We start from the raw sequence: 14,735 nt of genomic DNA, 5'->3' as shown, positions 1-14,735 counted from the left end.
ACCCAATGACCTACAATGAAGACTTCATGCAACGCGCCGTGGAATTGTCGCGCCAGGCGCTGACGAAACCCGGTACCGAGCCTTTCGGTGCGGTCGTCGTTCTGAACGGAAAAATCGTCGGGGAAGGTTTGAACCACTCCCTGGCAAACTTCGATCCGACATCACATGGTGAAGTCGAAGCAATGCGCGATGCCTGCCGTCGGTTGGAATGCGTCGATCTGACCGGGGCCGATATGTACACCTCCTGCGAACCCTGTGCCATGTGTGTGGCAACCATGGAGGTCGCCGGCATATCACGCCTGTTTTATGCGGCCTCGATGGATCAGGCCGGGAAAGCATTCGAGGGGTTGACGAAGAAAGAACGGCATCCCATCGATGTCGACAAGGTCCGCAAAGCCGCGGGTGCGTTGGTCAACGAACGCTCGATGCCCAGTGCGCAAAGCATGGATAGGGAAGCCACGGATATTCTCAATACTTGGGTGGAAATGAAGAAGGCAGGGAAATGATCACTCGCAATGCACAGAGCGGTGGGACGGCTCGTTCGGTGAACGACCCGACCGCCAAGGGCAAAGGCCCGCCCGCCAACGACGGGACCGCAGCAGTTCGAACAGCCGCACCCACCTCGCGAACGGAAGCCGTCCAGGACGCTCTTCGCCAGGCGATCATGGAACGGAAATTACAGCCAGGCGCACGTCTGCCCGAAGATGCAATCGGGGAAACGTTCGGAACCAGCCGCACCATTGCACGGGAGGCGCTGGGACGCCTTGCCGTGGAAGGATTGGTTGAATTGAAACCGAACAAAGGCGCTTACGTCGCAAATCCATCGCTGGAGGAAGCTCTCGATACCTTCATGGTTCGAAGAGGCCTCGAATGCACCGTCACTGGTCTTCTTGCCGGAAAGCTGAAACCAGGCGAGATCGACGCGCTGAACAGCTTCATCGAGAAGGAACACAGCGTTTCCGGCGTCGATGATCGGGAGTCGATCCGGCTTGCGGGCGAGTTTCATTTGCTGCTTGCGCGGATGACCGGGAACCAGCTTCTCATCCGATATGTCACGGAAGTGGTATCGCGGTGCTCGTTGATCCTGGCCATGTATGGCCGACCCCATTCGGCCGATTGCGGAGTGGACGAACATCGTCAAATCGTCCAGGCGCTGGTCAATGGTGATGCCTCGCGCGCCAACGAGTTGATGGACCACCATCTCGCGTCGGTCGCAGGAAGAGCCATGCTCGAAGCAAGGCAGGAACGCGACATCCGCGATCTTCTGGCACCCTATGCCGCTCGGATAAAAGGTCTCTGACAATGACAGCACAGATTGCTGAAGCCCCTGCAAACAGCGGGGTGACTTCATTCGACTTCACCACGCTTGACCCCCGCGAACGCTACAAGCTCATGATCGGAACGATCATTCCTCGTCCGATAGCCCTCGTCACCACCGTCGATGAAGATGGCCGTATCAATGCCGCACCGTTCAGCTTTTTCAATTGCCTGTCGGCCGATCCGCCTATCCTGGCGCTGGGTGTCGAAAACAATCCGGACATGTCCTTCAAGGACACCGGCCACAATATTCGAATGACCGAGGTCTTTACCGTCAACATCGTCTCCGTGGCCATCGCGGAGGCCATGCATACCTGCGCGGCGAAGTTCCCTCGCGGCATCGACGAGCTTAAAGAGGCGGGACTGACGGCCATGCCGGGTGTGAAGGTCGCTTCGCCCTGGATTGCCGAAGCTCCTGCATCGTTCGAATGCCGCCGCCACATCACGCTTGAACTCGGCAAGTCACGGCAGATTATCATGGGCGAGATTATCTATGCCCATTATCGCGAAGGTGCGGTCGATGAACGGCTCCGGGTCGATCCCGATGCAATTGATGCCGTCGCCCGTCTTGGCGGCGACACCTGCTCCACCATTCGGGACCGGTTCGAAATGCTGACACCTAAGCTTTGATTGGACGGGTAACACGTGATTTCCGCTTGGGATCAGAAAAGGAAATATGACCCTTTGCCTTGATGGGATTCGAACCGTCGACATGTGCTCAAATTTCGCTACATCTTTGAAATATAAGGTAATTCGCTAGAGCTCGACATTACCTCGGACGTGCGGAACGTATCGGGCGACGTGGAGCGCCGTCAGCAACCAGCTGCCGCGTTAGACTTGCATCAGCGATCTTGCCTTTTCGAAGATGTCGATGAGCGTGACGTTCAGCGTAATGGGAAGCTTTGTTTGCTTCACGTCTGGCAGGTTGTCCGCGTGAACCTCCACCTCAAGAACGCCCGACACATTGACGTCGGATTGCGCGTCAACTTCAACAATTAGGATTTCGGTAGGTGTTCCGTGGCGCCACTGCGCGCATTCAAGCTCATATTGAGACACAAGTTGAAGCGGCCGATCCGTTTTGTAGTCAAAGGCGTTCGCATCTCTCGCCAGTGCCGAAATCGTGGGCTGCCAGTCGATCGAGTCAAACCCACTTAGAGTATCGCTTTGATGAGTCCGAGCTTTCTCCAGCAACCGATTGACAATGTATCCTGAGGTTTCCCAACGGCCCGCCGGCGTCTGCGGGGGCGGCGGGATTTTCAGTTGCCCACCAAAGAGCCGACGGGGGTGTATGGCCCCCTCGTCGTCGCCGGGATCGCCCTCGTTGGGCAGAGGAGGGCGTATTGCCAGTCGACCTCTTGCGCGGATCACCACCATTGCGTCGCGTGCGGGCTGGCTACCCTTATTGCTAAGGCCGACATGCACTCGCGGCAGGTCATCATAATCCGACAAGATCAGATGTAGATATTCGAAGAACTGCCGCACCTGGCCGAGCCATTCTGGATAGTCTCGCTCCGTATACTGCTTTTTCTCGGCGGCGCTGGCTGGTGTAAAGACCTCCTTCCGTGAGTGCGGCGGGTTAGGCATGTTGATAAAGTTTCGCTCTACTGGACCGGTTGGTCCAAAGTCGGTCGCGATCGGAAACACACTCTGAAGCTCCTGCATGAGCTCTTCGATCTGTTCGCTGGCTAGGGGACGGTAATGGGAAACGTCGAAATGAGGCTTATCCAACACGGAGCCGTCCGGTGCGAAAAACGACACATCAACGACCGGGCCGAGAGACTGTAGCCTCTGCACTTGAGCCTGAAGTTTCTGGATGGTCTTTTCCTGGTCAGTCGTTTCGGGCGCAAGTAGCCAACTCGAGGGAACCGCAATCCACCGAACGCCGACGGCCTTCGCGCTGAGGATTGGACCTGTATCTGTGGTGAGTACAGCGACATCAGCGAGTGTAAAGGATTGAGTATACGAAGAAGCTATGCCGACGAGCTGATCGTCACGTTCGGAGTAATCGAGGGTGTCCCGTAACGAGGCGTCAGGTTTCATGCGGTTCTCTAGCAGGATCGTGACTCGCGGGTTCCTCTCGCGGATCACCATGTTGTTATCCTCAGACTCTGCAATTTCACGGAAGAGGCTCGACGCCTTTCGTGCGCGCTGACCCAGCCGGTCAGAACCTTTGTTCTTCTGCCTGTCGATTTCGACCTGAACAGGCCTGCTGACGATCAGGCGTATGTGTTCGTAGTCTCCCAGGGTTGACCAGTCGAGCTCGGATAAAGACTTGCACTGCACGAAAAGGTTCGTGTCGGGCAGCAATAGGAGATCAGCCATCAAAGGAGTCACCCCCTGATCCACGTGGAAGCACGGTGGGTAGGTCGACTAGAACCCTTCTTGGGATTTTGAATAAATCGCCTTGCACACTCATCCCCACGTTGTACGAGTAGAAGTACATTCAAGGGGGAGAAGATGTCGAGTCGTAAGTCAAAGCCCGGATATCTGTCAGAATACACGCTTGACGACAAATATCTTCTCAAGCCAGATCGAAAACAGGGCCGAGCGGGAATTGACGCAGCGCGGACACGCGATTCTCGAGAGGTGCTTATTAAAACGTGGCCCCGCACCAAGGGAGTTGACGATCAGGATCTGGAAATAATCTGGCGAAGCGAAATCCGTCAACTACAGCGTCTCTCCGCTGTCCCACGTGCCGACGACCTATTTGTTCCGATGGTGGCGAGCGGCAAGGACAAGGTGGGATTCTACCTGGTCTTGGATCCCGGCCAAGGAAGTCCTCTCAATGTTTTGATCAATGCCAGTCGAAAGCCGCCGCTGCTGGCACAAGCCCGGCAGCCGCGCACGCGTCGTCTACTCTGGGCAAACATTCTGCGGCTCGCAAATGGTGTCGAGCTCCTGCACTCTCAGGGTACTATCCACAGGAACATTGATCCTTGGTCGGTCGTAACCGCGCTCAGTGAAGAACCAGACTTTAGACTGACAGGTTTCGAATGGTCTATGCGGATCGTCGCGATTGATGCCAGCGACGGCAAAAAAGGAAAGGCGCCCCGCGAGGAGCGAACCTTTTCCTTCGCTCACGACTGGCGTGATCTGGCCCATCTAGCTGCGGTCGTCCTCGACATACCTCTCGGGCCACTCAACGATCTCAGAATCGTCGCATCGCGTGTTGCCGAGCATGTCCCAGCGGCGGAGGTGAGGCTCCTGAGAGCGATGTTGGGCCTTGAATATGTAGAGCGGCTGGACGGAAACTATATTGCAAGTCGGATACAGGCAATCGTCGACGATATTGCCGCGGAGGTCGCCGGAAAGGATGCAGCACTTTGTCTCGCTGTAAGGTTGGGTTCTGGAAGTACCCTTTCGGAGGCTATCAGAAAAGCCTCCAATAGTGAGATCGAAATCGCAGATGACATACAGCAGCTGCGTTTCCTGCGTGACGATCTCGGTGAGCAGGTCCAGTTGATTGCCATTCGAGACGGTGGATCAGCAAGGTATGTCCTTCTTGGTCAACATCTAACGTATAGGCTAACACCCTATCGCCGTCCGAATTCGCCTGATGCGGCAAGCTGGGAATTTGCGTTTTCGGAGAGGGTCGATCTCGATCCACCGCCAAAGTCACTGATCATCGGCGAGACGCTCATCAACGCTGCAGCTCTGGATCTTGTCAAAACCGGTGATGCACTTCAATCGTTTCCACGCAGGAGAGGAAAGGTTCAGCATTGGGAAGATTATATAAGCCGCACGGTTGAGCACGCAGCGCAGAAATCGGACGTAGGGCGAATGCATCAGGCTTTTGCCCTGCTGCTAATTTTGGAAATGGCATATGCGGCAGCCGACATATTTCCGATCGAGATAATCTCAAAGCGGAGCGGTGACAGCGTGGATCAAAAGATCATGCACGTTGTTTCTCGCGTCGACAAAGATCGCGCCGAACTTTCCTCGCACCTCGGGTTGGAGGCGCCTGCGATCAGATTGCGTAAGCTGCTGAGTTCCGAAACACCTCGAGACGAGGGTGGGTGGATGTTCTCTGAGCCGGGCACACTTGGTGACCGCTCCCCGACGAGCACGGCTTGGCGCTTTCTCGATTTTGAGGAATTGAACGACGTAGAGTGCATGAAGTTTGAGGGCCCATTATTTCCTCATGCGCGCTCGTTTGGATTTCTTGTTCCTGCCGATATGGCGGGCCGAATCGCACAGTTCAAGCGTCGCCTGAAGGCTTTGGCAGCTCTTAAGAACCATGGCGAACTGCTGCGAATGTTCGTTGATCCCCGTCTTCGGATCGATGACAGCCAGGACCCCCTCGATGAAGACGCAGAGGCCTTCAAAAAGCTTGATAGATCGAAGCAAAGCGCGCTGCGCGAGATTCTCTCGACCATCCCGCTCTTTCTTCTGCAGGGCCCGCCGGGTGTTGGAAAGACTTATCTAGTTGGTGATCTTGTGACGCGCCGCATGGACGAAGATCCGACTGCGCGTGTCCTGCTCTCGGCACAAAGTAATTCCGCAATTGATCACCTAATGAAGGAAGTGCAAACGACCTTCAAATCATCTGATGAAGAAAGCGGACCATTAATGGTGCGTGCGCGGGCCGCGGATGACGATGAAGCCGCCGGTGAATTGGAGATCGACATCCAGGCCGACAAGCTTCTGCAAGATCTGGCGACAAGCCCGTTGATGCACGAGGCCGCACCGCGACTTGCGGCAAGGGTGAACGCTCTTGCATCCGCAAAAACAACGGGTGGAGTGCGACGAACCGGCGTGAACGGGGCTGGTAGGCGGATAGCTGCCGAGCTTAGAGCGTTCGAAGGAATGATACTCAGAGCTGCCAATCTGGTATTTGCAACCACAAATTCGGCCGCAGTAGAGCGATTGATCGAGGAGCAAGGCCTTTTCGACTGGACCGTGGTCGAGGAAGCAGGCAAGGCGACCGGCGGGGAGCTCCTGTCCCCCCTTCTACTTTCGCACCGGCGCTTAATGATCGGGGATCACAAGCAGCTCCCGCCATTCGATGTCGATAAAATAGCAAAACTGTTGTCTTCGACTGTTGCAGTTCAGGATGTCGTCAAGCTGGCAGATAGTTTGGTCTCGAGATACTTGAAAGATCCCGGCATCGACGAAACCTTCGACGAAGTATCAAAGGCGGGTGACGATTTCGGCAGCACATGCGCCGAGGCTTTGTCCTTGCTCACGCTGTTTGAGACATTCGTCGAGCGGGAACTTTCGCGCCAGAAAAAGAAGGACATCGGCCCTCGCATCGCGCGACGTCTGACCGAGCAGTATCGAATGCATCCCGCTATCGCGCGCATCGTTTCGAAATGCTTTTACGAGCGGGAACTGGAAACAAATGCCAAACAGGCGGCAAAATTCGCGACCGAACCATCTCCCGTGAAAAGCATCAATCCGGCTCTCCTACCGGATAAACCGATTGTCTTCATTGACATGCCTTACGCGCAGGAGGAGGGACCAGGCGGCCGAGGAGGCGAGAGAGCCCCGCCCTGGTCAAACCCAGATGAAGCAGCGGCCGTCATCGAGGCGCTCAAGCATCTTGCGCCAAATGGATCTGGGAAGAGCCCATCACTCGCCGTGCTTTCTCCTTATTGGCAGCAGGTTCGGCGAATAGAGCGGTTGATTGATCAAAGCCGATCTGCCTCGCTCATAAATCTGTCCGGGTTCACGCCCGCTGTTGAAGGAATCGGCTTCTGCGGTACCGTCGATTCCTTCCAGGGTGGTGAGGCCGATGCCGTCATTGTTTCTATGGTACGCAACAACCATCACGCGACACCCGCGAGAGCTCTCGGGTTCTTGCGGGATAATCGGAGAATGAATGTTATTCTCAGCCGCGCAAAATGGCGCCTGGTCATAGTTGGCAGTCTCTCTTTCTATCGGCATGTCGTCTCAGTTGCGCAAAGTCTATCCGAGCAGGACATAGGATTCCTGTCAGACTTCCTCGCCGCCCTCGACGAGGAGAAGTCCGCGGGGAACGCATCAATCGTTCCGTGGCACGTGTTGAAGGGAGCGAAGAAATGACTTCTGTCCAAGTGACTTTTCCCGTGTTGAAGGGCAGCAGACGATTCATAATCGAGCGCGGCCGAAAGTGGAGCATTATCGAACATCTGCTTCTCGACGCAGTTTCGCGCGGAGCGGCGTCAGCGGCAGACCTGGCCGAGCGTTCAACTCTGCCCCGACGCGTGGTGGTCGAGGCATTCATTCGGTTGATGCGTGCAGGATGGGTGGAGATCGTGGCAACGTCCAAAGGTTCGCTATTTCAAATTACGCCATCCGGTGCATCTCGGGTTCATCAGGAGCAACTGCCTTCCGCAACTGTAACGGAACCTCGCTGGCGAGCATTCACAGTGGAGCAGGTAACCGGAAGCGTCTATCGTGGCAGGGAGCTTGAGATTTACCACAAAAATCAACTTCCCTCCCATACTGATGAAAACCCTGTCGTCCATCTCAGCGCGTCGCCCACGCATCTCCTTGAGGATATGAGTGAAGTTTTCACGGCTATCGAGGGTGAGGATGAACTAATCGTCGGCGTGGATCGGGGCTCAGAAAAATTGGCCGAGCGATATGCAGTTGTAACTGTTCGAGAGGGCACGATTGAGGGCCTGCCTGCACGTGCGCCGGTATTGTTGCGGCACACGATTTTGCACGCCGCCCTAGAAATTTTGGGAAGAGATACGCCTGACCGGTCTGAAACAGCTGGGTCCACGATAGTGATAAAGGAGACCACCGACGAACCTCCGAAGTCAACGGCCGCCGCCTATGATCCATCAGATGTGATTCTTGACGGAGAGGAGCATTGGCGCTCATTCGAGCGCATCATCACTGCGGCAACCGAGAGAGTCATCATCCATTCAACGTTCATCAGCGACGACCGGGCAACGGCCGTTTTACCGTTGCTTTTCCGAGCCGCCGAGCGAGGCGTTAAGGTGGATGTCCTTTGGGGACAGGATGATCTCGGTTCGTCGACGCGTTCATCACAATTCGCCGCAGCCAAGATGCAAACCGCTGTCGACTCGGCTGGGAGAACAGGTGCAATCACCGTCCATCCGTTTTCCACCAATTCCCATGCGAAGGTGATTTTCGCCGATTCCGCGAAAGGATGGAATGCGCTGATCGGTTCCTGCAACTGGCTTGCTTCAGAGTACACAAGCTTCGAAACGTCGCTGCGGCTGCGAGAACCATACTTGATCGGACAACTTATCCGTAAGCTTGCCGGCCTCGCACAGGGACGGCCGGGCGTCTGGAATGACCTTTCAGTAGAATTGGCGGTGCTCGGACGTCGGGTAATGGATACACCTGGTCCTCGCGGGCGAACCGTTCCGATGCGGCTCGTTTATGGTGCAGATCATGCAAAGCTGGTTCTGGAAGCGCGCGACTCGGCAACGAAGCGAATTTTCGCTCTCAGTCATCGCATCGGAATCGCCGCCGAATCTCTCGCGCTGTTTCCCGCCCTTGCGGCGGTGAAAGCGCGCAATATTGATGCGTCATTTTTCTATGGAAGGACAACAGGGCCACTTTCAGGAGAGGCTGGCGCAGAACTTGTCCGGACATTCGCGAAGGCCGGCCTACAAGTGAAGCCGGTTCATCGCCCGCGAATTCACGCCAAAGTCCTCGGATGGGATGACGACCACTTAGCGATTTCGAGCCTCAATTGGTTGTCTGCAGACCCGTCCGAGGCAATGCCGTTTCGCGAAATAGGAGTTCTCGTGAATGCTCCAAAGATCGCGGATAACTTCATGCGCCGATTCGATTCGGCGATGATTGCCTAGCCAACGAGTCAGTCCATGGCCATATCGGAAATTCCCTTTGATGACTTAACCTTGCAACATATTCGGGACCTAGTAGATGGTGGGGTCCCGGAAGGCCGACGGCTTGAATTCAAGCGAGACCACTACGGCCGAACGGACGATGCGAAAAAGGAGTTTGCTGCTGACGTGTCCGCATTGGCAAACTCCAGCGGTGGTGACCTAATCATCGGAGTCTCCGAGGAACGAGGCCTTGCATCAGGACTTCCGGGTGTCGAAGTGAAGAATTCCGATGCGCTGATATTGGCGATTTCAGAGTCTCTTCGGTCTTCGGTTGAGCCACATATATTTGGTCTGCGTGTTCGTTGGCTCGAAATTGGCCCCGAACATGGGGTCATTATTATTCGCGTACCAAGAAGCTGGGCAGCCCCGCACCGCGTCACAGTCGCAAAAGACAGTCGCTTCTTCATTCGCGACGAAAACGGGAAACATGCGATGAGTGTCGATGAGCTAAGGCGAGCTTTTCTCTACGCTACCGACATAGAGAACAGAATTCGAGAATTCCGCGGTCAAAGGCTTAACGCTCTTGTGGCGAACGAAGGCCCGCTTGCCCTGGATAACGATACCCCATGTCTAGTTGTGCACATTATTCCTCTAGCAGGGTTTTCAGAGGGATTGCAGATTGAGTTTGACGACAATAGGGCCGGCGTGCCTCCAATTGGCGCGGGTGGGTGGAACTCGATGTACTCAATTGATGGACTGGTTTCTTATTCGGGGCCGGAGGAATCTGCTGGAAGTGTACGGGCGTTTACGACATTTTTCCGAAATGGCGTGGTTGAAGCGGTTGCGCGGTTACATACTGCAGAGGCCAGTGGGACACGAGCGATCCATCTTGAACCGATTGAAGAGGAAGTTGTTTCTATTGTTGCCAGGGCGTTTCGGGAGCTGGACTTTTACCGAGTACCGGCGCCATTTTACATTTTAGTTTCGATCTTGGGAGCCAAGGGTATTACGGCTCCCAAGGATCATTGGCGGCAACCTGTTGCTTACCCTTATCGCTCCGAGAAAATCCTACTGCCAGATTTGAGGATTGAAAACGCGCTCCCTGAGCAGTTGGACACGCTAATGCGCCCATTGTTCGATCTGTTGTGGAATGCGTTCGGCCACAGGCGGTCGCCAAGCTACGATGAAGCGGGGATTCGACGGCGTCGTCGCTGAACCAGCTTAATTGCGTGGTTGCCGTAGGTCGCATCAGCTAATTATATGGATCAGGACGAAGGTGAGAGACGACTTTTCCAAAGAAACGATTTCGCAACTCGCCCGGGGCGTCGGCTTTCGATGCTCAAATCCCGAGTGCCGCAAACCGACCGTCGCCGCTGATATGAATCAGCAGGGTATCGTCACGATCGGCGTGGCAGCTCACATATGTGCCGCGTCGATGGGCGGGCCCCGCTATGATCTCGCGCAGTCTAAAGAAGAGCGCCGCGGAAAAGAAAACGGAATATGGCTCTGCCAAAACTGCGGAAGGCTTATTGACGCCGATCCGCTTCAGTTCTCGAAGGAGAGACTTCATGAGTGGAAACGCAGCGCCCAGGAGCGGGCTTTGCGCGACCTGCTGGGAGGCGTTTTACCCCAGTCAACGCCCGTCGATGCCGAAAATTCAACGGCCACAGGCGCGATAGACCAAAGATTTGCACGTCTGCGAGACGCCGCGCGAAGCGATATTCGGGGGTACAGTGGCGACCTTATTTTGTCCGGTAGCTTGGTAGAGCTGACGCTCACACTATGGGATCGACAGGAGAAGCTATCCTTCAATATCAGCAAGCTGCCCTCAGCCCTGGAGATTGAGCGAGAGGTTGCAATCATAGCTCCACCGGGGACGGGCAAGACAACGACGCTCCTACAGCTTGCCGACCATGCCTTGGCAGAAAACGATCTCATTCCACTCTACTTTGCGCTTGGGGATTGGTCGGCGAGTTCTTTGAAGCTCTTAGACAGTCTCCGAGGACGCCTTTCCTACAAGGACGTTCTCGAAGACGATATTCGTTTCGCGGCTCAACGGGGAAAGCTGTTGCTGTTGCTGGATGGTTGGAATGAGCTTGAGCCAACGGCGCGAAAGACGCTGCGTGCGGAACTGAAGGAGATTCGCGGCCACTATCCATCCATCCGCATGGTCGTTGCTACGCGTCAGCACGCCCTCGATGTACCGATTTCAGGCGTCCGCGTTGTCGTCGAACAATTATCGGCTGATCAACAAATGGAAATCGCTCGCGCTCGATCGGGCATGGCCGGCGAGAAAATAGTAGATGACGCGTGGCGCACCCCCGGAGTGCGCGAACTGATTGCCATTCCACTCTACCTGGCCGCACTCTTATCGGCTGGCTCTCAGATCTCCGCCATCTCAAACAAAGAGAGCGTTCTGCGGCTGTTTGTCCAAGAGCATGAAAATGCAAATCAGCATGCCGAAGCTCTCCATGCGATGCTCTTCGGCTGCCATTCTGCTATTCTCCAGTCTTTTGCATCTTACCTAAATTCGTCGAGAGCAAGCGCTGCCACCAATCATGACGCTCGTCGGATCATTGGCCGCGCCCTCGAACGACTTCGAAGCGACCAGCAGTTGGTAGGTCCCATCGAACCGGGCGCCGTGCTTGATCTGTTAGTGAGCCACCACGTCCTGATGCGGCATGGAGGCAGCGATGGTTCCGTCGCGTTTCAGCATCAGCAGTTTCAAGAATGGTATGCAAGCCATGATGTCGTCGATCTGATCCGCGCTAGCGCCAAGAACGACGTTGATGCCCGCAAAATGCTGCGCGTTGAAATTTTGGATCAACCAGCCTGGGAAGAATCAGTTCTTTTCGCAATCGATCGACTCTCGATAGACCGCAAGGATGCTCACGCAACTGCACATGCTGTGCGCGTGGCCCTGCCGATCGACCCCATGCTGGCGGGTGAAATGATTTATCGCGCATCGTCAGATGCGTGGAACATCGTCAGCGTCGACATATTGGCGTTCGTCGATCGGTGGCACGTTCCTGGCTCAGTCGATCGTGCCGTTCGCTTCATGATCGTGACTGGCAAGCCAGATTTTGCGACGTTAATTTGGCCTCTGGCCACCAGCTCTGACCCACAGATCCAGTTACCCACTTTGCGTTCGGCGCCAAGATTCCGCCCCGCAGTCCTTGGCGAAGGCATTGCTGCGCATGTGGCACGCCTTTCAGAACCCGTCCGCGAACACCTGCTCTCGTTGATAGCCTCCGAGAGTGGCGTCGATGGAATGGATCTTGCAACAGCGCTTGCGGCAAAGGATCCAAGTCCACAGGTTCAGGCCGACGTCCTTCAACACCTTGATTTCCGTGGGGCGGACAGACATGTAGCGATGCTTTTAGGCAAAGCAAATGAAGAAGTATGGGATCTGGTAGCGCGGCGAGGTTTTGTCACCCAAGTTCGCGACCCTTCATTGGCAGCTATGCTGGAGCGCGCAAGGCAAAGAGTCTTGGAGGCAGCGACCAGTCCGGTTGCGCGCCTTGACCATTTCGTCGAGCATCCTGATACCTCTTTAAGCCGGGACGTTGAGATCGCCAATACTATCGCTGATCCTGGTTTTCCCGTGAGAGACCACGTTCGTTCATTTTATGAGGCGCAACAGATTGCGCCAGCGGCAGTTCTAAACGGTCTACGCCGCCGTCTTGAAGGCGGGTTGGATTTGCCTATTGGCTCCGATGACGTTCTCATTGGCGCCGAACTTGTGGATGAAGGCCCACTTGTTGACGCCGTCCTGAGCGACGACGAGGTCCCGAATGAAGGCGCTATCGCACATCTTGTGGGATCCAAAACGATCGGACTCCTCATCGAAAAATATACTGATTGCAGGAGTGCGTTGGAGGCCACAACCGAATCCAAAGCAATGCGCGACCGTTACAACCGACTACACAGTCGCCTGTTAAGAACCGACGCATCCGCGTTCGTCTCGGCGGTCATTTCGCACGAGCTCGCGCGTGACAGCGCGTCCATTTCAATGCTCTCCTCCCTGATTTCGCTGCATGGGGGCGGCGGCTCCAACAGACCTCTCATTCCGGTTGGCCCGACCGTTCAATCTCAAGTAATCTCGTTACTCGCAGATTGGACGAGGAAAATCATTGAATCTGCCGACGCCACACGCGGTGATCTCTGCAATGTCGCCAATGCAATTGGACGGTTTGGCTTTCCAGAGCTCCTGCCTCAGCTGCAGCGGCTTTTGGACGAAGATTTGGCGCGCCTGACGACGGCCAAAGCCGGATTTCGGTCGGCGCGGCAGCGTGGCGACATTCGGGCGGCATCGGATGCCAGCATGCGATATGGAAATCAGTATCGGGTTGCGTTCGCCAACTTGGGAACTGATGAAGCTGCAAGGATCGTCGCGACCTACCTTAAGGATCACGACTTTGGCTTTGACGCTTCTCTCGTCCTGAAGTCGATCAGCGATAGCCGCCGAAATCGTCCATTGAAGGGACAATTCGCGCGCTGGCCATGGTTGGAGGATATCGCAGAAGCACGCAAGAGTCGCGCCACACGGCCAGCTCAACCTACCGAGGACAACCTAGCAGAGGCGATTTTCGATGCGATCGAAAATCTTACCCAAGAGGTAGACCCTGACGCACATTCGCTGGCGATCCAACTTACTCGGATCGCCCTTTCAATGCCCCATTGCAATCACGACGATCTGGTGGCGCGTGTTGTGTCTCTTCCAAAGGAAATTTCCACGAAATGCGAGCTGTTGGCAGCGATGGCGCTGGATGGACAGGTGCTCGATGCAAGCCTCCTGCTGCAAGGCATAGCAGCTTGGCGCGAAAAGGCGGAGAGAGACGCCTGGCAGAGCCGGCAAAATACGTGGGCGATCGAACCGTGGTTAGAACTGCTGCCGTTTTCCGAGAGGCCTGAACTCATTGTCCCGGCTCTCGTTGATGTCAGGGCATTTTATGGAACCTATCGGCATAGCTTCGAACGCGTTTTGTTTGCCGTCCGCGAAGTTCCCGGCCAGAAGGGTGATGACTTATTGAGGGAGCTCGCCCGCTCACATCCCGACATTGCAAATGGCTACGATTGGATGAAGACAATGTTCGGAAGGGGGCCTTCGGGGATCATGTTGTTTTTAGATCTATTTGCCGATGGCGCCTTCGAAGCCAGCGCTCGGGATCTTAGCCCCTGGAACATTGCTCGCGAGTTTTCGGAGGTCTCGAAAAAATTTCCAGTCGTGAAAGCAGAAATTCGGCGTCGTTACGTTGGAGCTCAAGGGCTTGAAAGGAAAGTCTACGAACAGATTTTTGCCGAAATAGGCGAAAGCGATGATCTTATGGCTATGGTCCGAAGCTACGCTGAGCGAAGCAAGCCATTCGACGATACCATACGAAGAGTCGTCCATTCAGTTGGGTTACGACATCAACCGATTGATGGGAGCTCAACCCATTTCGAGATATTTCCCATCTCAGTCGCCGGCGTTCGAGCATTCTTGTTTGGGATCGCCACCGACTCTACAGAGAGTTCGGCTCTCGCCAAACATTGTCTCGTTGAGCTAGACGAACTGCGAGATGAGCATGGATTCGCGGACGAGGACCCGCGGCATCCGGATATCGCCTCAGATTTGCCTTGGCCACCCGAGGCCAGACTGTATTCCTGACTGGTGAACCGAAACCG

General features: G+C 55.4%; 8 protein-coding genes. 7 read left to right on the top strand and 1 reads right to left on the bottom strand.

Annotation, left to right across the window (positions count from 1 at the left end):
• Positions 1-5 precede the first annotated feature (5 nt).
• The 3 genes from CO671_RS23135 (at position 6) to CO671_RS23125 (ending at position 1,947) form a co-directional block, all read left to right on the top strand.
• Positions 6-506 (top strand): nucleoside deaminase, encoded by a 501-nt coding sequence (locus CO671_RS23135; protein WP_064647491.1) that lies wholly within the window; start codon positions 6-8, stop codon positions 504-506.
• Positions 503-1,300, top strand: a complete 798-nt coding sequence (locus tag CO671_RS23130) for a GntR family transcriptional regulator (protein ID WP_097607877.1) — start codon at positions 503-505, stop codon at positions 1,298-1,300. Before CO671_RS23135 ends, CO671_RS23130 begins: the two co-directional genes overlap by 4 nt.
• A 92-nt stretch (positions 1,301-1,392) precedes the next feature.
• Entirely contained in the window at positions 1,393-1,947 is a 555-nt protein-coding gene (locus CO671_RS23125; RefSeq protein ID WP_097607904.1) for a flavin reductase family protein, read from the top strand.
• 201 nt (positions 1,948-2,148) lie between these two features.
• Here the strand turns inward: CO671_RS23125 and CO671_RS23120 are convergent, their stop codons facing one another.
• Positions 2,149-3,639 (bottom strand): PIN domain-containing protein, encoded by a 1,491-nt coding sequence (locus CO671_RS23120; RefSeq protein WP_097607876.1) that lies wholly within the window; start codon positions 3,637-3,639, stop codon positions 2,149-2,151.
• Positions 3,640-3,774: 135 nt separating this feature from the next.
• Between CO671_RS23120 and CO671_RS23115 the strand changes: the two genes are divergently transcribed.
• The 4 genes from CO671_RS23115 (at position 3,775) to CO671_RS23100 (ending at position 14,718) form a co-directional block, all read left to right on the top strand.
• Positions 3,775-7,341, top strand: coding sequence for an AAA domain-containing protein (locus CO671_RS23115; protein ID WP_097607875.1), 3,567 nt, complete (start codon positions 3,775-3,777; stop codon positions 7,339-7,341).
• Positions 7,338-9,089, top strand: coding sequence for a phospholipase D-like domain-containing protein (locus tag CO671_RS23110; protein WP_097607874.1), 1,752 nt, complete (start codon positions 7,338-7,340; stop codon positions 9,087-9,089). Before CO671_RS23115 ends, CO671_RS23110 begins: the two co-directional genes overlap by 4 nt.
• A gap of 15 nt (positions 9,090-9,104) precedes the next feature.
• Positions 9,105-10,283: an ATP-binding protein gene (locus tag CO671_RS23105; RefSeq protein WP_097607873.1), complete on the top strand. Its 1,179-nt coding sequence runs from the start codon at positions 9,105-9,107 to the stop codon at positions 10,281-10,283.
• Between the two features lie 61 nt (positions 10,284-10,344).
• A complete protein-coding gene (locus tag CO671_RS23100) occupies positions 10,345-14,718 on the top strand; it encodes a hypothetical protein (RefSeq protein ID WP_141514484.1) in 4,374 nt (1,457 codons plus the stop codon).
• The last annotated feature ends 17 nt before the right edge of the window (positions 14,719-14,735 follow it).

It is taken from the genome of Rhizobium sp. M10, assembly GCF_002531955.1.
In the GTDB taxonomy this organism is placed as follows: Bacteria; Pseudomonadota; Alphaproteobacteria; order Rhizobiales; family Rhizobiaceae; genus Rhizobium; species Rhizobium etli_C.
Note: the sequence above shows the minus strand (reverse complement) of the source record. Positions and strands in the feature narration are given on the sequence as shown.

Excerpts from the sequence above, each read along its gene's own strand:
- CO671_RS23105 (WP_097607873.1), top strand. The coding sequence starts at position 9,105 with ATGGCCATATCGGAAATTCCCTTTGATGACTTAACCTTGCAACATATT.
- CO671_RS23120 (WP_097607876.1), bottom strand. The coding sequence starts at position 3,639 with ATGGCTGATCTCCTATTGCTGCCCGACACGAACCTTTTCGTGCAGTGC.
- CO671_RS23130 (WP_097607877.1), top strand. The coding sequence starts at position 503 with ATGATCACTCGCAATGCACAGAGCGGTGGGACGGCTCGTTCGGTGAAC.
- CO671_RS23125 (WP_097607904.1), top strand. The coding sequence starts at position 1,393 with ATGATCGGAACGATCATTCCTCGTCCGATAGCCCTCGTCACCACCGTC.
- CO671_RS23135 (WP_064647491.1), top strand. The coding sequence starts at position 6 with ATGACCTACAATGAAGACTTCATGCAACGCGCCGTGGAATTGTCGCGC.
- CO671_RS23115 (WP_097607875.1), top strand. The coding sequence starts at position 3,775 with ATGTCGAGTCGTAAGTCAAAGCCCGGATATCTGTCAGAATACACGCTT.
- CO671_RS23110 (WP_097607874.1), top strand. The coding sequence starts at position 7,338 with ATGACTTCTGTCCAAGTGACTTTTCCCGTGTTGAAGGGCAGCAGACGA.